This is a genomic window from Streptomyces sp. NPDC054765 (assembly GCF_053612065.1).
The window spans coordinates 19,431-32,682 of sequence record NZ_JBSHBP010000082.1; the positions used below are offsets into that span (position 1 = coordinate 19,431).

A 13,252-nucleotide genomic window follows, 5' to 3' on the forward strand; every position below is an offset into this window, starting at 1 on the left:
CTCACCACCGCCCACGTCGCCAGAGCGGGCCCCGCCACCGGACTTCCGGTGGCGGGGCCCGTCTGCTGCCGGCACCCGCCGGGCGGCCGCGGAGCCGCCGGCTGCCGCGGAACCGCTCCGCTCCTGCCGGCGGTGCACCACCACGCGCCGCGGGCCGTGAACTGCGTAGGCTGGCGCCATGATGAGCCGCACTCCGCCGCGCCGCGTGGTCTCGCTCGTCCCGTCGCTGACCGAGGCGGTCGCCCGCACCGCGCCCGGTCTGCTGGTGGGGGCCACCGACTGGTGCAGCGAGCCGGCCGGACTCGGTGTCGTGCGCATCGGCGGCACCAAGAACCCGGACACGGAGCGGATCGCCGCCCTCGCCCCCGACCTCGTGATCGCCAACGAGGAGGAGAACCGGGAGCCGGATCTCGCCGCGCTGCGCGCCGCCGGGATCACGGTGCTGGTCACCGAGGTGCGCCAACTGCCGCAGGCGTTCCGGGAGCTGGAGCGGGTCCTGGTCCACGGCTGCGGGCTGCCCAGGCCCGACTGGCTGGACGCCGCCGAGGCCGCCTGGCGGGACCTGCCGGCCCGGCCGGCGGAGCGGACCGCGGTGGTGCCGGTCTGGCGGCGGCCGTGGATGGTGCTGGGCCGGGACACCTTCGCGGGCGATCTCCTGGCCCGCCTGGGCGTACGCAATCTCTACGCGGACCACGCCGACCGCTACCCCCGGGTCCCGCTCGACGCACTGCGCGCCCGCGGCGCCGACCTCGTGGTGCTGCCCGACGAGCCGTACCGCTTCAGCGCCGGGGACGGCCCCGAGGCGTTCCCCGGCCGGCCCGCCGCACTGGTCAGCGGCCGCCATCTGACCTGGTACGGGCCCTCGCTGGTGCACGCCCCGGCCGCTTTGGCACAGGCCCTGGCCGGGGCCCGGTGAGGCGGCGGCGTACGGCGGTTACGCGGCGGACGGCCGGGGCGGCGCCGGCAGAGGCTACGCCGCGACCGGCCGCGGCGGCGCCAGCAGATGTCCGCGGGCCAGGCCGACGGCGGTGCGGGTGCCGGCCACCGCCACGGCGAGCACGAGGCACGCGAACAGGCCCACCGCGAGCCAGTCGAAGGCGCTCAGGCCGGTGCGCCGGGCCAGGCCGGCCGCGCCCGTGACGCAGGTTCCGAGGGGGAAGGTGAAGCCCCACCAGGTCATCGCGAAGCCCATGCCGTTGCGGAAGGCGCGTACCACCATCGCGGTCGCCAGCGCGAGCCAGAGGAGCGCAAAGCCCGTCACCGGGACGCCGTAGAGCACCGCGAAGGCGCCCATGGCGTGTGCGGAGGAGGCGTCCACGACGCCCGGTGCGGCATGGGCGAGGTTGGCCAGCGCGGTGGTGGACTGCCCCAGGGGGCCCAGGACGAGGAACAGCGTGGGGGTGAGCGCGAGGGGGAGCGGGCCGTGGTGGATCAGCCGGGACAGCACGAGCGGCAGCACCAGCAGCGTGGCCAGGAGCGACATGCCGAACAGGGCGTAGCAGGTGAACAGCATCGCCGCCCGCCACTGGCCGGCCGGCAGATGCGGCACCAGGGCCGGGCCCAGCGCCGCCGAGACCATCGGGGCGACCAGCGGCAGGAGCCAGACGGGAGAGGCGCTGCCGGTCTCGATACGGTGCCGGGTCACCATCAGATACGGAATCGCCGCGGCGCACGTGAGGCCCACGAGGGTGCCCAGCGTCCACAGGACGGCGTCGGCGGCCAGCGCGGCCGGCTCGCCGATGACGTCCCGGCTCACGGCGAGCGTGCCGCCGCCCACCGCCAGCAGGGCCATCGCCAGACACCCGTAGAAGGGGGCGACGGCCGGGTCGAGCAGATGGCGGCGGGCCTGGTCGTGGTGGCGGCCCCAGTGCACGCCTCTCGCGGCCAGCAGCGTCAGCAGCATCACCGCCGACAGCGCCCAGACGACCTGGCAGGCGGTGCGCAGGCCGGGTGCGGTGAGCGGCAGGACCGCACCGGCGTTGGCGACGATCGCGGTGCCCATGACGGCGGCGTACCAATTCGGTCCGAGGTGGCGGACCGAGGCCGGGCCACCGGGTGCGCCGGGGGCGGCGGTGGTGCCGGGGCCGGCGGTGGTGCCGGTGCGGGACGGTGCGTGCGCGAGGGGTGCCATGACACCAGCCTGGCTCTTCGGGACGGCCCCCACCAGGGACCTTGTGTCTATGAGGGCATAAGCTGGGGTTATGTGCAGGGAGACTTATGGGTGACGAGGACGGGCCCGCCGTCGTACCGCTGTCGCACCGGGTCCCGGATCTCGGTGCGCTGGAGCTGCTGCTCGCGGTCGCCCGGCTCGGCAGTCTGGGGCGGGCCGCCCGTGCGCGGGGCATCACCCAGCCCGCCGCCAGCAGCCGGATCCGGTCGATGGAGCGGCAGTTGGGGGTGGCGCTGGTCGAACGCTCGCCGCGTGGCTCGCGGTTGACGGACGCCGGCGCCCTGGTGACGGACTGGGCGCGCCGGGTGGTGGAGGCGGCCGAGGCCTTCGACGCGGGTGCGCAGGCGCTGCGCGGGCAGCGCGATTCGCGGCTGCGGGTGGCGGCCAGCATGACGATCGCCGAGTATCTGCTGCCGGGGTGGCTGATCGCGCTGCGCGCGCAGCGGCCCGGGACCGCTGTATCGCTGCTCGCGGGCAACTCCCGCGCGGTCGCCGAGCGGCTGCTCGCAGGAGACGCGGACCTCGGCTTCGTGGAGGGGCTTCAGGTGCCGGCGGGGCTGGACGGGACGGTCATCGGGCAGGACCGGCTCGTCGTGGTCGCCGCCCCGACCCACCCCTGGGCCCGGCGCCGTACGGAGCTGACCGCTGCCGAACTCGCCGGCACCCCGCTGATCCTGCGCGAGCGGGGCTCGGGAACCCGCCAGGTGCTGGACGCGGCGCTCGCCGGGCACGGCGGGCTGGCCGAACCGCTTCTCGAACTCGCCTCGACCACCGCGGTGAAATCGGCCGTGGTGAGCGAGGCGGCACCGTCCGTCCTCAGCGAACTCGCCGTCGGCGAGGAGCTGACCGCCCGCCGGCTGGTCGAGATCCCGGTGCGCGAGCTGCGGCTCGGCCGCGAGCTGCGGGCCGTGTGGCCCACCGGTCAGCGGCCCGCCGGCCCGGCCCGCGAGCTGCTGGGGCTCACCCGCGGGACGTCCTGAGGGCGCCGCCACGGTCCGCCGGAGGGGGTCGTCCTGCTCACTCCCCGGGGGCCGCCCCGCGTGCCGCCGCCACCAGGGCGTCCATCACCCGGGTGTCGTCCCCGGCCTCGGGATGCCACTGCACCGCCAGGGTGAAGCCGTACGCGCCCGGGAGTTCCAGCGCCTCGACGGTGCCGTCCTCCGCGTAGGCGGACGGCAGCAGCCCGCGGCCGAGCCGGTCCACGGTCTGGTGGTGGTAGGTGGGCACGGAGACCGGCTCGGGCAGCGTACGGCCCAGCAGCGTCCCGGGGACCGGCTTGATGTCGTGGCGTTCGAAGACCCCGGGGGCCCCGGCGTGCCCGTCGAGGTGCTGGACGAGGGTGCCGCCCAGCACCACGTTCAGCAGCTGGAGGCCGCGGCAGATGCCCAGCAGCGGCACGCCGCCCGTCAACGCGGCCTCGATCAGGGCCAGTTCCCAGGCGTCCCGGTCCAGGGCGGGCGGGCCGGTCCGGGGGTGCGGCTCCGCGCCGTAGCGGGCCGGCTGGACATCCGCGCCGCCGGCGATCACCAGCCCGTCCAGCCGGGCGACGGCCGCGGCGGCCGTGGCCGGATCGCCCGGCGGCAGCAACGCGGCCAGCCCGCCCGAACGCTGCACCAGCTTCGGGTATCCGGCGGGCACCAGCGCGGCGGGCAGGGTCCACACCCCCCACCGGGCCTCTTCCTGGTACGTGCTGATGCCGATGAGCGGCTGGGACATGGGTGCGGCCTCCGTGCGGGGTGCGATCGGGCGATGCGGGGACGGGCGGGGCCGGCCGGGATGACCCGGCCGGCCACGGCGGTGTCCCGGGGGTAGCGGTCAGTCGCGTGCGAGCTCGGCCTCCGCCGCCGCCAGCGCCGCGAACTCCTCCTCGGGTGCCGAGGCCACCAGCCGGTGGCGGGAGTAGAAGGCGAAGTAGGCCAGCGCCACGACGTAGACGCCGAGGGCGATGAAGGCGGCTTCCTTGTCGACCAGGAACGTCGCCACCAGCGCCGAGCAGGCCAGGACGAAGGCGACGGACGACGTCAGCATGCCGCCGGGGGTGCGGTAGGGGCGGTGCAGTCCGGGCTCGCGGCGGCGCAGGACGACGTGGGAGAGCGCCATCAGGGCGTAGGAGATGGTGGCGCCGAAGACCGCGACATTGAGCATCCGGGCGCCGTCGCCGGTGGCCGCGGCGAGTGCGAAGCCCAGCGCGCCGGGCACCAGCAGCCCCAGGTAGGGGGCCTTGCGGCGGCTGGTCAGGGAGAGGAAGCGGGGCAGATAGCCGGCCCGGGAGAGCGCGAAGAGCTGGCGGGAGCCGGCGAAGATCAGCGAGAAGAAGGACGCCACCAGGCCCGCGAGACCGGCGTAGTTGACGATCCGGCTGACGGTGGTCGGCTCGCCGTGCGGCTGCAGTGCCTGGACCAGCGGGTCGCCGGCCGACTGGATCGCCGCCGAGCCGCGCGCCCCGGTCGCGGCGATAAAGGTGATCAGCGCCAGCACCAGCAGGATGCCCATGGCGGCGGCCATCGCCCGGGGCAGCGAACGGGCCGGGTCCTTGGTCTCCTCGGCCGCCAGCGGTACGCCTTCGACGCCGAGGAAGAACCACATGCCGAACGGGAAGGACGCCCAGATGCCCAGAATGCCGAACGGCAGCCACGAACTGGCCCCGAAGGCACCGGCCTTGACGGGGATGTCGTTGAGGGTGTCCACATGGAAGTCGGTCAGTGCGGCGATCGCGAAGACGACGATCGCGGCGACCGCTACGGCGGTGACGATCAGGCTGAAGCGCAGTGCCTCGCCGACGCCCCACAGATGGATCCCGATGAAGACCGCGAAGCAGGCGAGATAGACCGGCCAGCTGGAGTGCAGCCCGAACAGGCCCAGCGATTCGACGTAGTCACCGATGAAGATGGAGATCGCGGCGGGTGCCAGCACATATTCGATCAGGATCGCGGTGCCGGTCAGAAAACCGCCCCAGGTGCCCAGGGCGCGCCGGGCGAAGCCGTAGCCGCCGCCGGCCGTCGGCAGGATCGAGGCCAGCTCCGCCAGCGCGAAGACCAGACAGGTGTACATCAGGCCCATCAGGACGGCGGCGATCGCGAGGCCGCCGAAGCCGCCCTGTGCCAGGCCGTTGTTCCATCCGGAGAAGTCGCCGGAGACGACATAGGCGACGCCCAGGCCGGTCAGCAGCAGGGGTCCCGCGCTGCCGCGGCGCAGCGTCCGCCGCTCCAGATAGGTCTCGTCGGGCGAGGTGCCGCCCGGGGACCCGGTGAGCGGTGCGGTCTGCGAATCCGTGTTGTCGGCCATGCGCCGCTCCTGCCTCGCCGAGGGGGAAAATCGAGCAAAGGTTCAGCGGCATACCTTTGCTGTCGATGCCGCTCCAGCGCAAGACCTGTGCGTAAAAGAATGGTTAACCCGGGACCGTGTGCCGGCCGCGCCAGGGGTCCTCACGGCGCCGGGGCGGTCAAAAAGCCCCGCAGCAGCGCCGCCGTCCCGCAGCAGTGCTCGCGCATCACCTCGCGCGCCCCGTCCGCATCGCCCTCCAGTACGGCTTCCACCAGTGCGGTGTGCTGGGTCTGGGAGTGCTCCAGATTCCGCACCAGCAGCGGAATGCAGTCCAGGAGGTCGTTCACCCCCGCCCGGACCGCCGCGTACTGCGCCGCCAGCGACGGCGAGCCGGACAGCTCGGCCAGGGTCAGATGCAGCAGGGTGTCGCGCCGGCGGTAGTCGGCGAGCGGTGCGTCCTGGGTCGCCGCGAGCGCCGCCCGCAGCCGGTCGCTCTGCGCGTCGGTCAGCCCGTGCGCCGCGCACAGTCCGGCCGCGCCCACCTCCAGCACCTCCCGGAAGCGCAGGGTGTCCTCGACGTCGGTCTTCCCGGTCCGGCGCCGCAGCTCGGCCTCGCCCGGATTCTCCGTACGCACCCGTACGAAGGTCCCGCCGTAGCGCCCGCGCCGGCTCTCCACCAGGCCCTCGTCCTGCAGCACCTTCAGCACCTCGCGCAGGGTGACCCGGCTGATCTGCAGCCGCTCGGCCAACTCCCGCTCAGCGGGCAGCCGTTCGCCCTGGGGTACCAGACCGAGCCGGACGATCTGCAGTATCTGCTCCAGCGCCTCCTCGAAACCGTTGCCCGCCCGCACCGGTCGCAGCACGGGTGCCAGCCGGTCAGCCGCACCGTCCATCGCTACCCCTTCCCAATCAATGGTTCGTGTGCCTACCTTATGACCTCCGGATGCAGTGACAGGAGGCAATACCGTGGCAGACCGCACGCCCCCACTCTCCGTCGAGGAACTGAGGGTCCTCGTCGACGCCGGGGAGATCGACACTGTCGTCCTCGCCTTCACCGATATGCAAGGCAGGCTCCAGGGCAAGCGGTTCGCGGCCCGATACTTCCTCGACACCGTCCTCGAACACGGCACGGAGGGCTGCAACTACCTCCTCGCCGTCGACGTCGACCTCAACACCGTCGAGGGCTATGCGATGTCCTCCTGGGAACGCGGCTACGGCGACTTCGCCATGCACGGCGACCCCGGCACCCTGCGCCGCACCCCCTGGAACCCGGGTACCGCTCTGATCACCGCCGACCTCGGCTGGCACGACGGCTCGCCGGTCGCCGCCTCCCCGCGGCAGATCCTGCGCCGCCAGCTCGACCGGCTCGCCGAGCGCGGCTGGAGCGCCCACGCCGGCACCGAGCTGGAGTTCATGCTCTTCAAGGACACCTACGAAGACGCCTGGTCCCGCGGCTACCGCCGGATGAACCCCGCCAACCAGTACAACGCCGACTACTCCGTCCTCGGCACCGGCCGGGTCGAGCCCGTGCTGCGCCGCATCCGCAACGAGATGGGCGCGGCCGGCATGACCGTCGAGTCCGCCAAGGGCGAGTGCAACCTCGGCCAGCACGAGATCGTGTTCGTCTACGACGAGGCGCTCACCACCTGCGACCAGCACTCCATCTACAAGACCGGCGCCAAGGAGATCGCCGCCCAGGAGGGCATGTCGCTCACCTTCATGGCGAAGTACGACGAGCACGAGGGCAACTCCTGTCATATCCACCTCTCGCTGCAGGACGAGGACGGCCGCCCGGTGCTGGCCGACGACAACGGCCCGTACGGCATGTCGAAGACCATGCAGCACTTCCTGGCGGGCCAGGTCGCCGCGATGCGTGACTTCACGCTCCTCTACGCGCCCAACATCAACTCCTACAAGCGCTACCGCCCCGGCTCCTTCGCGCCCACCGCCGTCGCCTGGGGCCCCGACAACCGCACCTGTGCCCTGCGGGTGGTCGGCCACGGCCGCGCCCACCGCCTGGAGAACCGCCTGCCCGGCGGCGATGTCAACCCCTACCTCGCGGTCGCCGGCATGGTCGCGGCGGGCCTGTACGGCATCGAGCACGAGCTGGAACTCCCCGAGGCGACCACCGGCAACGCCTACACCGGTGACGCCGCCCACGTCCCCACGACGCTGCGCGAGGCCGCAGAACTGTGGGAGCAGAGCCCGATCGCCCGCGCGGCGTTCGGCGACGAGGTCGTCGACCACTACCGCCACATGGCCCGCGTCGAGCAGGACGCCTACGACGCAGCCGTCACGGACTGGGAGCGCTTCCGCTCCTTCGAGCGCATGTAAGGAACCCGACCGTGTCCATTGGTCTGCACGAGCTGAACATCCTCAACCCGGCCACCGAGGAGGTGGTGGCCACCGTCCCCACCACCTCCCCCGAAGAGGTCGATGCCGCGGTCCGGCGGGCCGCCGCCGCCCAGGAGGCCTGGGCGGCCGTGGCACCCGGCGACCGGGCCCGCATCCTGCGCCGGTTCGCCGAGGTCGTCGACGCGCACATCGAGCCGCTCGCCGAACTGGAACGGAAGGAAGCCGGCCACCCGCTGGGCAACGCCCGGTGGGAGGCGGGCAACGTCCGCGACCTGCTGCACTACGCGGCCGGGGGAGTGGAGCGCCTGAACGGCACCCAGATCCCGGTCGCCGGCGGTCTGAACATCACCGTTCAGGAGCCGCTCGGCGTCGTCGCCGTCATCGCCCCCTGGAACTTCCCGATGCCGATCGCCGCCTGGGGCACCGCCCCCGCGCTCGCGGCCGGCAACGCCGTCCTCCTCAAGCCCGCCGAGACCACCCCGCTCACCGCGCTGCGGCTCGCCGGACTCGCCCTGGAGGCCGGGCTGCCCGAGGGCCTCTTCCAGGTCCTGCCCGGCGAGGGACCGGTCACCGGCACCGCGCTGGTCGACCACCCCCGGGTCGCCAAGGTCGTCTTCACCGGCTCCACCGCCACCGGCCGGCAGATCGCCGCCCGCTGCGCGGCACAGACCAAGCGGCTCACCCTCGAACTCGGCGGCAAGAGCCCCAACATCGTCTTCGCCGACGCCGACCTCGAAGCCGCCGCGGCCGCCGCCCCCGGCTCCTTCCTCGACAACACCGGCCAGGACTGCTGCGCCCGCAGCCGCATCCTCGTCCAGCGCTCCGTCTACGACCGCTTCATGGAGCTGCTGGAGCCGGCCGTCAAGGCGTTCACCGTCGGCGACCCGGCCGACCCCGCCACCTTGATGGGCCCGCTGATCTCCGCCGCCCAGCGCGAGCGGGTACGGTCCTTCGTCCCCGAGGACGCCCCGGCCGCCATCCGCGGCGAGGCGCCCGCCGGCAAGGGCTTCTGGTATCCGGCCACCGTCCTGGAGGGGCGCCCCGAGGACCGTACGGCCGTCGAGGAGATCTTCGGCCCGGTCGCCGTCGTCCTGCCCTTCGACGACGAGGCCGACGCCGTCCGGCTCGCCAACGCGAGCGACTACGGCCTGTCCGGCTCGCTGTGGACCCGGGACGTCGGCCGCGCCCTGCGGGTCTCGCGCGGTGTCGCGGCCGGCAACCTCTCCGTCAACTCCCACAGCAGTGTGCGCTATTGGACCCCCTTCGGCGGGTTCAAGCAGTCCGGCCTCGGCCGTGAGCTGGGCCCGGACGCACTGACCGCCTTCACCGAGACCAAGAACATCTTCATCAGCACCGAGGAGACCACGTGACCGAGCAGACCGCAGTGTGCCGCCGCCTCGTCGGCCGTACCGCCGTGATCACCGGGGCCGGCAGCGGCATCGGCCTGGCCACCGCCCGCCGACTGGCCTCCGAAGGCGCCCACGTCGTCTGCGCCGACATCGACGAGACGGCGGGCAAGGCCGCCGCCGCGGAGGTCGGCGGCCTCTTCGTCCAGGTCGACGTGACCGACTCCGACCAGGTCGAGGCGCTCTACAAGACCGCCTTCGACACCTACGGCTCGGTCGACATCGCCTTCAACAATGCCGGCATCTCCCCGGACGACGACGACTCGATCCTCACCACCGGACTGGACGCCTGGAAGCGCGTCCAGGAGGTCAACCTCACCTCGGTCTACCTCTGCTGCAAGCACGCGCTGCCCTACATGCGCGACCAGGGCCGCGGCTCCATCATCAACACCGCGTCCTTCGTGGCGGTGATGGGCGCCGCCACCTCCCAGATCAGCTACACCGCCTCCAAGGGCGGCGTGCTGTCCATGTCCCGCGAACTGGGCGTCCAGTTCGCCCGCGAGGGCATCCGGGTCAACGCCCTGTGCCCCGGGCCGGTCAACACCCCGCTCCTGCAGGAGCTGTTCGCCAAGGACCCCGAGCGCGCCGCGCGCCGCCTGGTGCACGTCCCCGTCGGCCGGTTCGCCGAGCCCGAGGAGATCGCCGCCGCCGTCGCGTTCCTCGCCAGCGACGACTCCTCGTTCGTCAACGCCGCCGAGTTCCTGGTCGACGGCGGTATCGCGGGCGCCTACGTCACTCCCGTCTGATGCGCCGTCCCGCCTCTGCGGAGCGGGCGGGACCCGAAGGTAAAGTCCGACCTCCCCTCCGGGACCGGCACCGCTGCGTGCCGGTCCCGGAGTGCTTCCCCAACCCCTGACCACGGAGGACACAGTGGGTACCACAGGCTCCAAGAGGTACGCCCTCGCCCTGGGAATCGCCGGGGCCGCCACCCTCTCGGCGCTCACGGCCACCGCGCCGGCCACGGCCGCCCCCGCCGCAGCCCCGGCGCGCGCCGCCTGTCCCCAGCTCTCCACGAGCATCAAGTGGTACGGCCACAACCGCGCCAAGCTGCAGAAGATGATCGACGAGCGCGGGCTGTGCTCGCACCCGGACGGCCGGTTCGAGCACCGCCCCGTCGCCGCCTTCGACTGGGACAACACCGTCGTCAAGAACGACATCTCCGACGCCACCCTCGCCTGGGCACTGCGGCACGACAAGATCCTGCAGCCCGGCAGCTGGCGGGACACCAGCCCCTGGCTGACCAAGGCCGCCGACCGCGCGCTGACCAAGGCCTGCGGCACCGCCGTCCCGGCCGGCCGGCCGCTGCACACCGCGGAGAACACCGCCTGCACCGACGAGATCATGGAGATCCGCGGCGAGGCGAAGACCATGAGCGGCGCCGAGGCCTTCGCCGGCCACTGGAACCACCGCCGTACGGTGCCCGAATACGCCTGGGTGCCCCAGCTGTTCGCCGGTCTGCGGCCGGCCGCGCTCACCTCGTACGCCAAGAAGGCCCGCGCCGAGAACCTCGCGGCGCCCGTCGGCACCGAGCAGACCGTCGGCACCCACAAACTGGCCGGCTACGTCCGCTACTACGACCAGCAGAAGGACCTGATCCGCACCCTGAAGGCTGCCGGCTTTGACGTCTATATCGTCTCCGCCTCCTCGGAGACCGTGGCCGAGGCCTGGTCCGGCGGCGTGGGCGTGGACGCCCGGCACACCATCGGCGTGCGCAGCATGGTCCACGACGGCAGGTTCACCACCGGCATCCGCGGCTGCGGCGATGTCAAGGACGGCCACGGCGAGGTCATTCCGTACATCGACGGCAAGCGCTGCTGGATCAACCAGGAGATCTTCAAGATCAAGGGCGCCAAGGCCTGGCGGAAGCAGGACCCGGCCCACCGCATCGCGCTCGGCGGCGGCGACGCCGACACCGATGTGACGTTCGTGAACGACGCCACCGGCGCGCATCTGGCGGTCAACCGCAACAAGAGCGAGCTGATGTGCCGCGGCTACGACAACGCGGACGGCCGCTGGGTGGTCAACCCGATGTTCCTCGACCCGCTGCCCCGCAAGTCCGGCGCCTACCCCTGCGCCACCAAGGGCTACAACAACACCGACGGCAGCTTCGGCCCGGTCCGCCGCCCCGACGGGAGCGTGGTGCCCGACCAGCAGGACCGGATCCACGGCTGACGGGAACGGGCGGGCCGCGCCGCCCGCGGAGGCTGTCCCCGGACCCGGACCCGGACCCGGAACCGGAACCGGAACCGGACCCCGGACCTCGACCCCGGTCCCCGGACCCGCCCGGGTCCGGGGACCGGCCCCTCACAGGAAGGCGTGGCCCTCTCCCCGGTACGTCGGCACCGTTTCCACCACCCGGTCCCCGTCGATCAGCGCCAGCTGCGTGAACCGCTCGCACAGCTCACCGGCCTTCGCATGCCGGAACCACACCTTGTCGCCGATGCGCAGCCCGTCCGCGGCCGGACCCAGCAGCGGTGTCTGCACCTCGCCGGGGCCCTCTTGCGGGTCGTAGCGCAGCCCGGCCGGCAGATACGGCACCGGCAGCCGGTCCGGGCCCGCCACCCCCGACGCCGGATAGCCGCCGCCCAGCACCGTCACCACGCCGGGACCGGGCCGGCGCACCACGGGCTGGGCGAACAGCGCCGCCGGACGCCCGCTGAACGAACGGAAGTTGTCGAACAGCCGCGGCACGTACAGCCCCGACCCGGCCGCGACCTCGGTGACCGCCGCCTCCGCCGCGGTGTGCTGCACGCTGCCCGTCCCGCCGCCGTTGACGAACTCCAGCCGCGGCGCCACCGCCCGCACCGCCTGTACGGCCTCCCAGCGCCGCTGCGCCAGCTCCTTGCGGGCCGCCGCCTGCATCACCCGGATCGCCCGCGAGAACACCGGCTTCCCGGCGACCTCGTCGCCCACACCGGCCACATGCCCCTCGTACGCCATCAGCCCCACCAGCCGGAATCCGGGGCGGCGCACCACGGTCCGGGCCAGCGCGGCCAGTTGGGCGGGCGTCCGCAGCGGCGAGCGGCGGGCACCGACCCGCACCTTCCCGCCCAGCAGACGGTAGGAGGTGTCCAGTTCCAGGCACACCCGCACCTCCTCGCCCGCCCCGCCGGCCGGCCGGGCCGCATCGATCAGGTCCAGCTGCACCGGATCGTCGACCACCACCGTCACCGCGGCCGCGAGCCCCGGGCCGGCGGTCAGCTCGGCGAAGCCCGCCCGGTCCGCCGACGGATAGGCCAGCAGGATGTCCGGGAAGCCCGAGCGCGCCAGCCACAGCGACTCGGCGAGCGTGAAACTCATGATCCCCGCGAAACCGTCGCGCGCCAGCACCCGCTCCAGCAGCGCCCGGCAGCGCACCGACTTGCTCGCCACCCGGACCGGCTTCCCCTTCGAGCGCCGCACCAGATCCGCGGCGTTGGCGTCGAAGGCCTGCAGGTCGACGACGGCCAGCGGCGCGTCGAGATGCGCGGTGGCCCGGTCGTAACCGGCTTTGTCGCCATACGTATTGACTGTGTGCGGGGGCATGGCCGCAGCCTGCCAGACCCTTCCCCACTACTGAAGGGTGTGGGAGGTACCCCACCACTGGGTAGGGGGGAGATTGCGACAGAGCGGGCATGGGTTGGAGCGGCGGCGGCGCCAGCCCTTACAGTGGCTCGACACCGCAACCAGCAGGTCAGCAGTGTGTTGTCCGGATACGAACCACCGTGCCCCGATTGCGGATCGGGTCCGGAGGCCAGCGGCGCAAGGGGGAGCGCGGGTGAGCACCGACGCGGAATTCGCCGATGCGCGACACATCCCCCCCATACCCCCGCAGCCACCCCGCCGGCCCGCCGCGGCGCCGGAGCCGGCCGACGACCCGCACACGGCCGTGCTGCGCCGGGTGCCGCCCGAGCCGTCGGTGCCACCGTCCGCTCCCGCCGTCCCGTCCGCTCCCGCCGTCCCGTCCGGCCCCGCTGCCCCGTCCGGCCCCGCCGCGCCCCCGGTCCCGCCGCGCCCCGCCGCTGCGCCCCGTGTGCGGCCGCCCGCCGCCGGTGCCCCGCTGCCGCCCCGTCCGGTC

Annotated in this window: 11 protein-coding genes and 1 pseudogene; 7 read left to right on the top strand and 5 right to left on the bottom strand. The window is 73.3% G+C overall.

The window, feature by feature from the left end; genetic code table 11:
- The first annotated feature begins 178 nt into the window (after positions 1–178).
- Positions 179–916 (top strand): helical backbone metal receptor, encoded by a 738-nt coding sequence (locus tag ACWGJY_RS33265; protein WP_453264603.1) that lies wholly within the window; start codon positions 179–181, stop codon positions 914–916.
- A 54-nt stretch (positions 917–970) separates the two neighbouring features.
- Here ACWGJY_RS33265 and ACWGJY_RS33270 read toward each other — a convergent pair whose 3' ends face one another.
- On the bottom strand, positions 971–2,131 hold the full coding sequence (locus ACWGJY_RS33270) for a TDT family transporter (protein WP_453264604.1): 1,161 nt from the start codon (positions 2,129–2,131) through the stop codon (positions 971–973).
- Positions 2,132–2,217: 86 nt separating this feature from the next.
- Here ACWGJY_RS33270 and ACWGJY_RS33275 point away from each other — a divergent pair, with 86 nt between their 5' ends.
- A complete protein-coding gene (locus tag ACWGJY_RS33275) occupies positions 2,218–3,150 on the top strand; it encodes a LysR family transcriptional regulator (RefSeq protein ID WP_453264605.1) in 933 nt (310 codons plus the stop codon).
- A gap of 37 nt (positions 3,151–3,187) precedes the next feature.
- Here ACWGJY_RS33275 and ACWGJY_RS33280 read toward each other — a convergent pair whose 3' ends face one another.
- The 3 genes from ACWGJY_RS33280 to ACWGJY_RS33290 form a co-directional block, all read right to left on the bottom strand.
- Positions 3,188–3,886: a gamma-glutamyl-gamma-aminobutyrate hydrolase family protein gene (locus ACWGJY_RS33280; RefSeq protein ID WP_453264606.1), complete on the bottom strand. Its 699-nt coding sequence runs from the start codon at positions 3,884–3,886 to the stop codon at positions 3,188–3,190.
- Positions 3,887–3,985: 99 nt separating this feature from the next.
- Complete coding sequence (gene eat / locus ACWGJY_RS33285) at positions 3,986–5,455, bottom strand: ethanolamine permease (protein WP_453264607.1); 1,470 nt, start codon at positions 5,453–5,455, stop codon at positions 3,986–3,988.
- A gap of 140 nt (positions 5,456–5,595) precedes the next feature.
- Positions 5,596–6,327 carry a FadR/GntR family transcriptional regulator gene (locus ACWGJY_RS33290; RefSeq protein WP_453264608.1) on the bottom strand — a complete coding sequence of 244 codons (732 nt, stop codon included), beginning with the start codon at positions 6,325–6,327 and terminating at the stop codon, positions 5,596–5,598.
- Between the two features lie 73 nt (positions 6,328–6,400).
- Between ACWGJY_RS33290 and ACWGJY_RS33295 the strand changes: the two genes are divergently transcribed.
- The 4 genes from ACWGJY_RS33295 (at position 6,401) to ACWGJY_RS33310 (ending at position 11,367) form a co-directional block, all read left to right on the top strand.
- The gene (locus tag ACWGJY_RS33295; RefSeq protein ID WP_453264609.1) at positions 6,401–7,768 is read left to right on the top strand and encodes a glutamine synthetase family protein; all 1,368 of its coding nucleotides are present in this window, start codon (positions 6,401–6,403) and stop codon (positions 7,766–7,768) included.
- Between the two features lie 11 nt (positions 7,769–7,779).
- Entirely contained in the window at positions 7,780–9,159 is a 1,380-nt protein-coding gene (locus tag ACWGJY_RS33300) for an aldehyde dehydrogenase family protein (protein WP_453264610.1), read from the top strand.
- A complete protein-coding gene (locus ACWGJY_RS33305) occupies positions 9,156–9,941 on the top strand; it encodes a 3-oxoacyl-ACP reductase (protein WP_453264611.1) in 786 nt (261 codons plus the stop codon). The genes ACWGJY_RS33300 and ACWGJY_RS33305 overlap by 4 nt, the downstream gene beginning before the upstream one ends.
- A 124-nt stretch (positions 9,942–10,065) precedes the next feature.
- Complete coding sequence (locus ACWGJY_RS33310; RefSeq protein ID WP_453264612.1) at positions 10,066–11,367, top strand: haloacid dehalogenase-like hydrolase; 1,302 nt, start codon at positions 10,066–10,068, stop codon at positions 11,365–11,367.
- A gap of 132 nt (positions 11,368–11,499) precedes the next feature.
- Here the strand turns inward: ACWGJY_RS33310 and ACWGJY_RS33315 are convergent, their stop codons facing one another.
- Entirely contained in the window at positions 11,500–12,720 is a 1,221-nt protein-coding gene (locus tag ACWGJY_RS33315) for an amino acid deaminase/aldolase (RefSeq protein ID WP_453264613.1), read from the bottom strand.
- A 232-nt stretch (positions 12,721–12,952) separates the two neighbouring features.
- Between ACWGJY_RS33315 and ACWGJY_RS33320 the strand changes: the two are divergent.
- Positions 12,953–13,252: pseudogene (locus ACWGJY_RS33320) on the top strand (hypothetical protein); the annotation flags it as partial.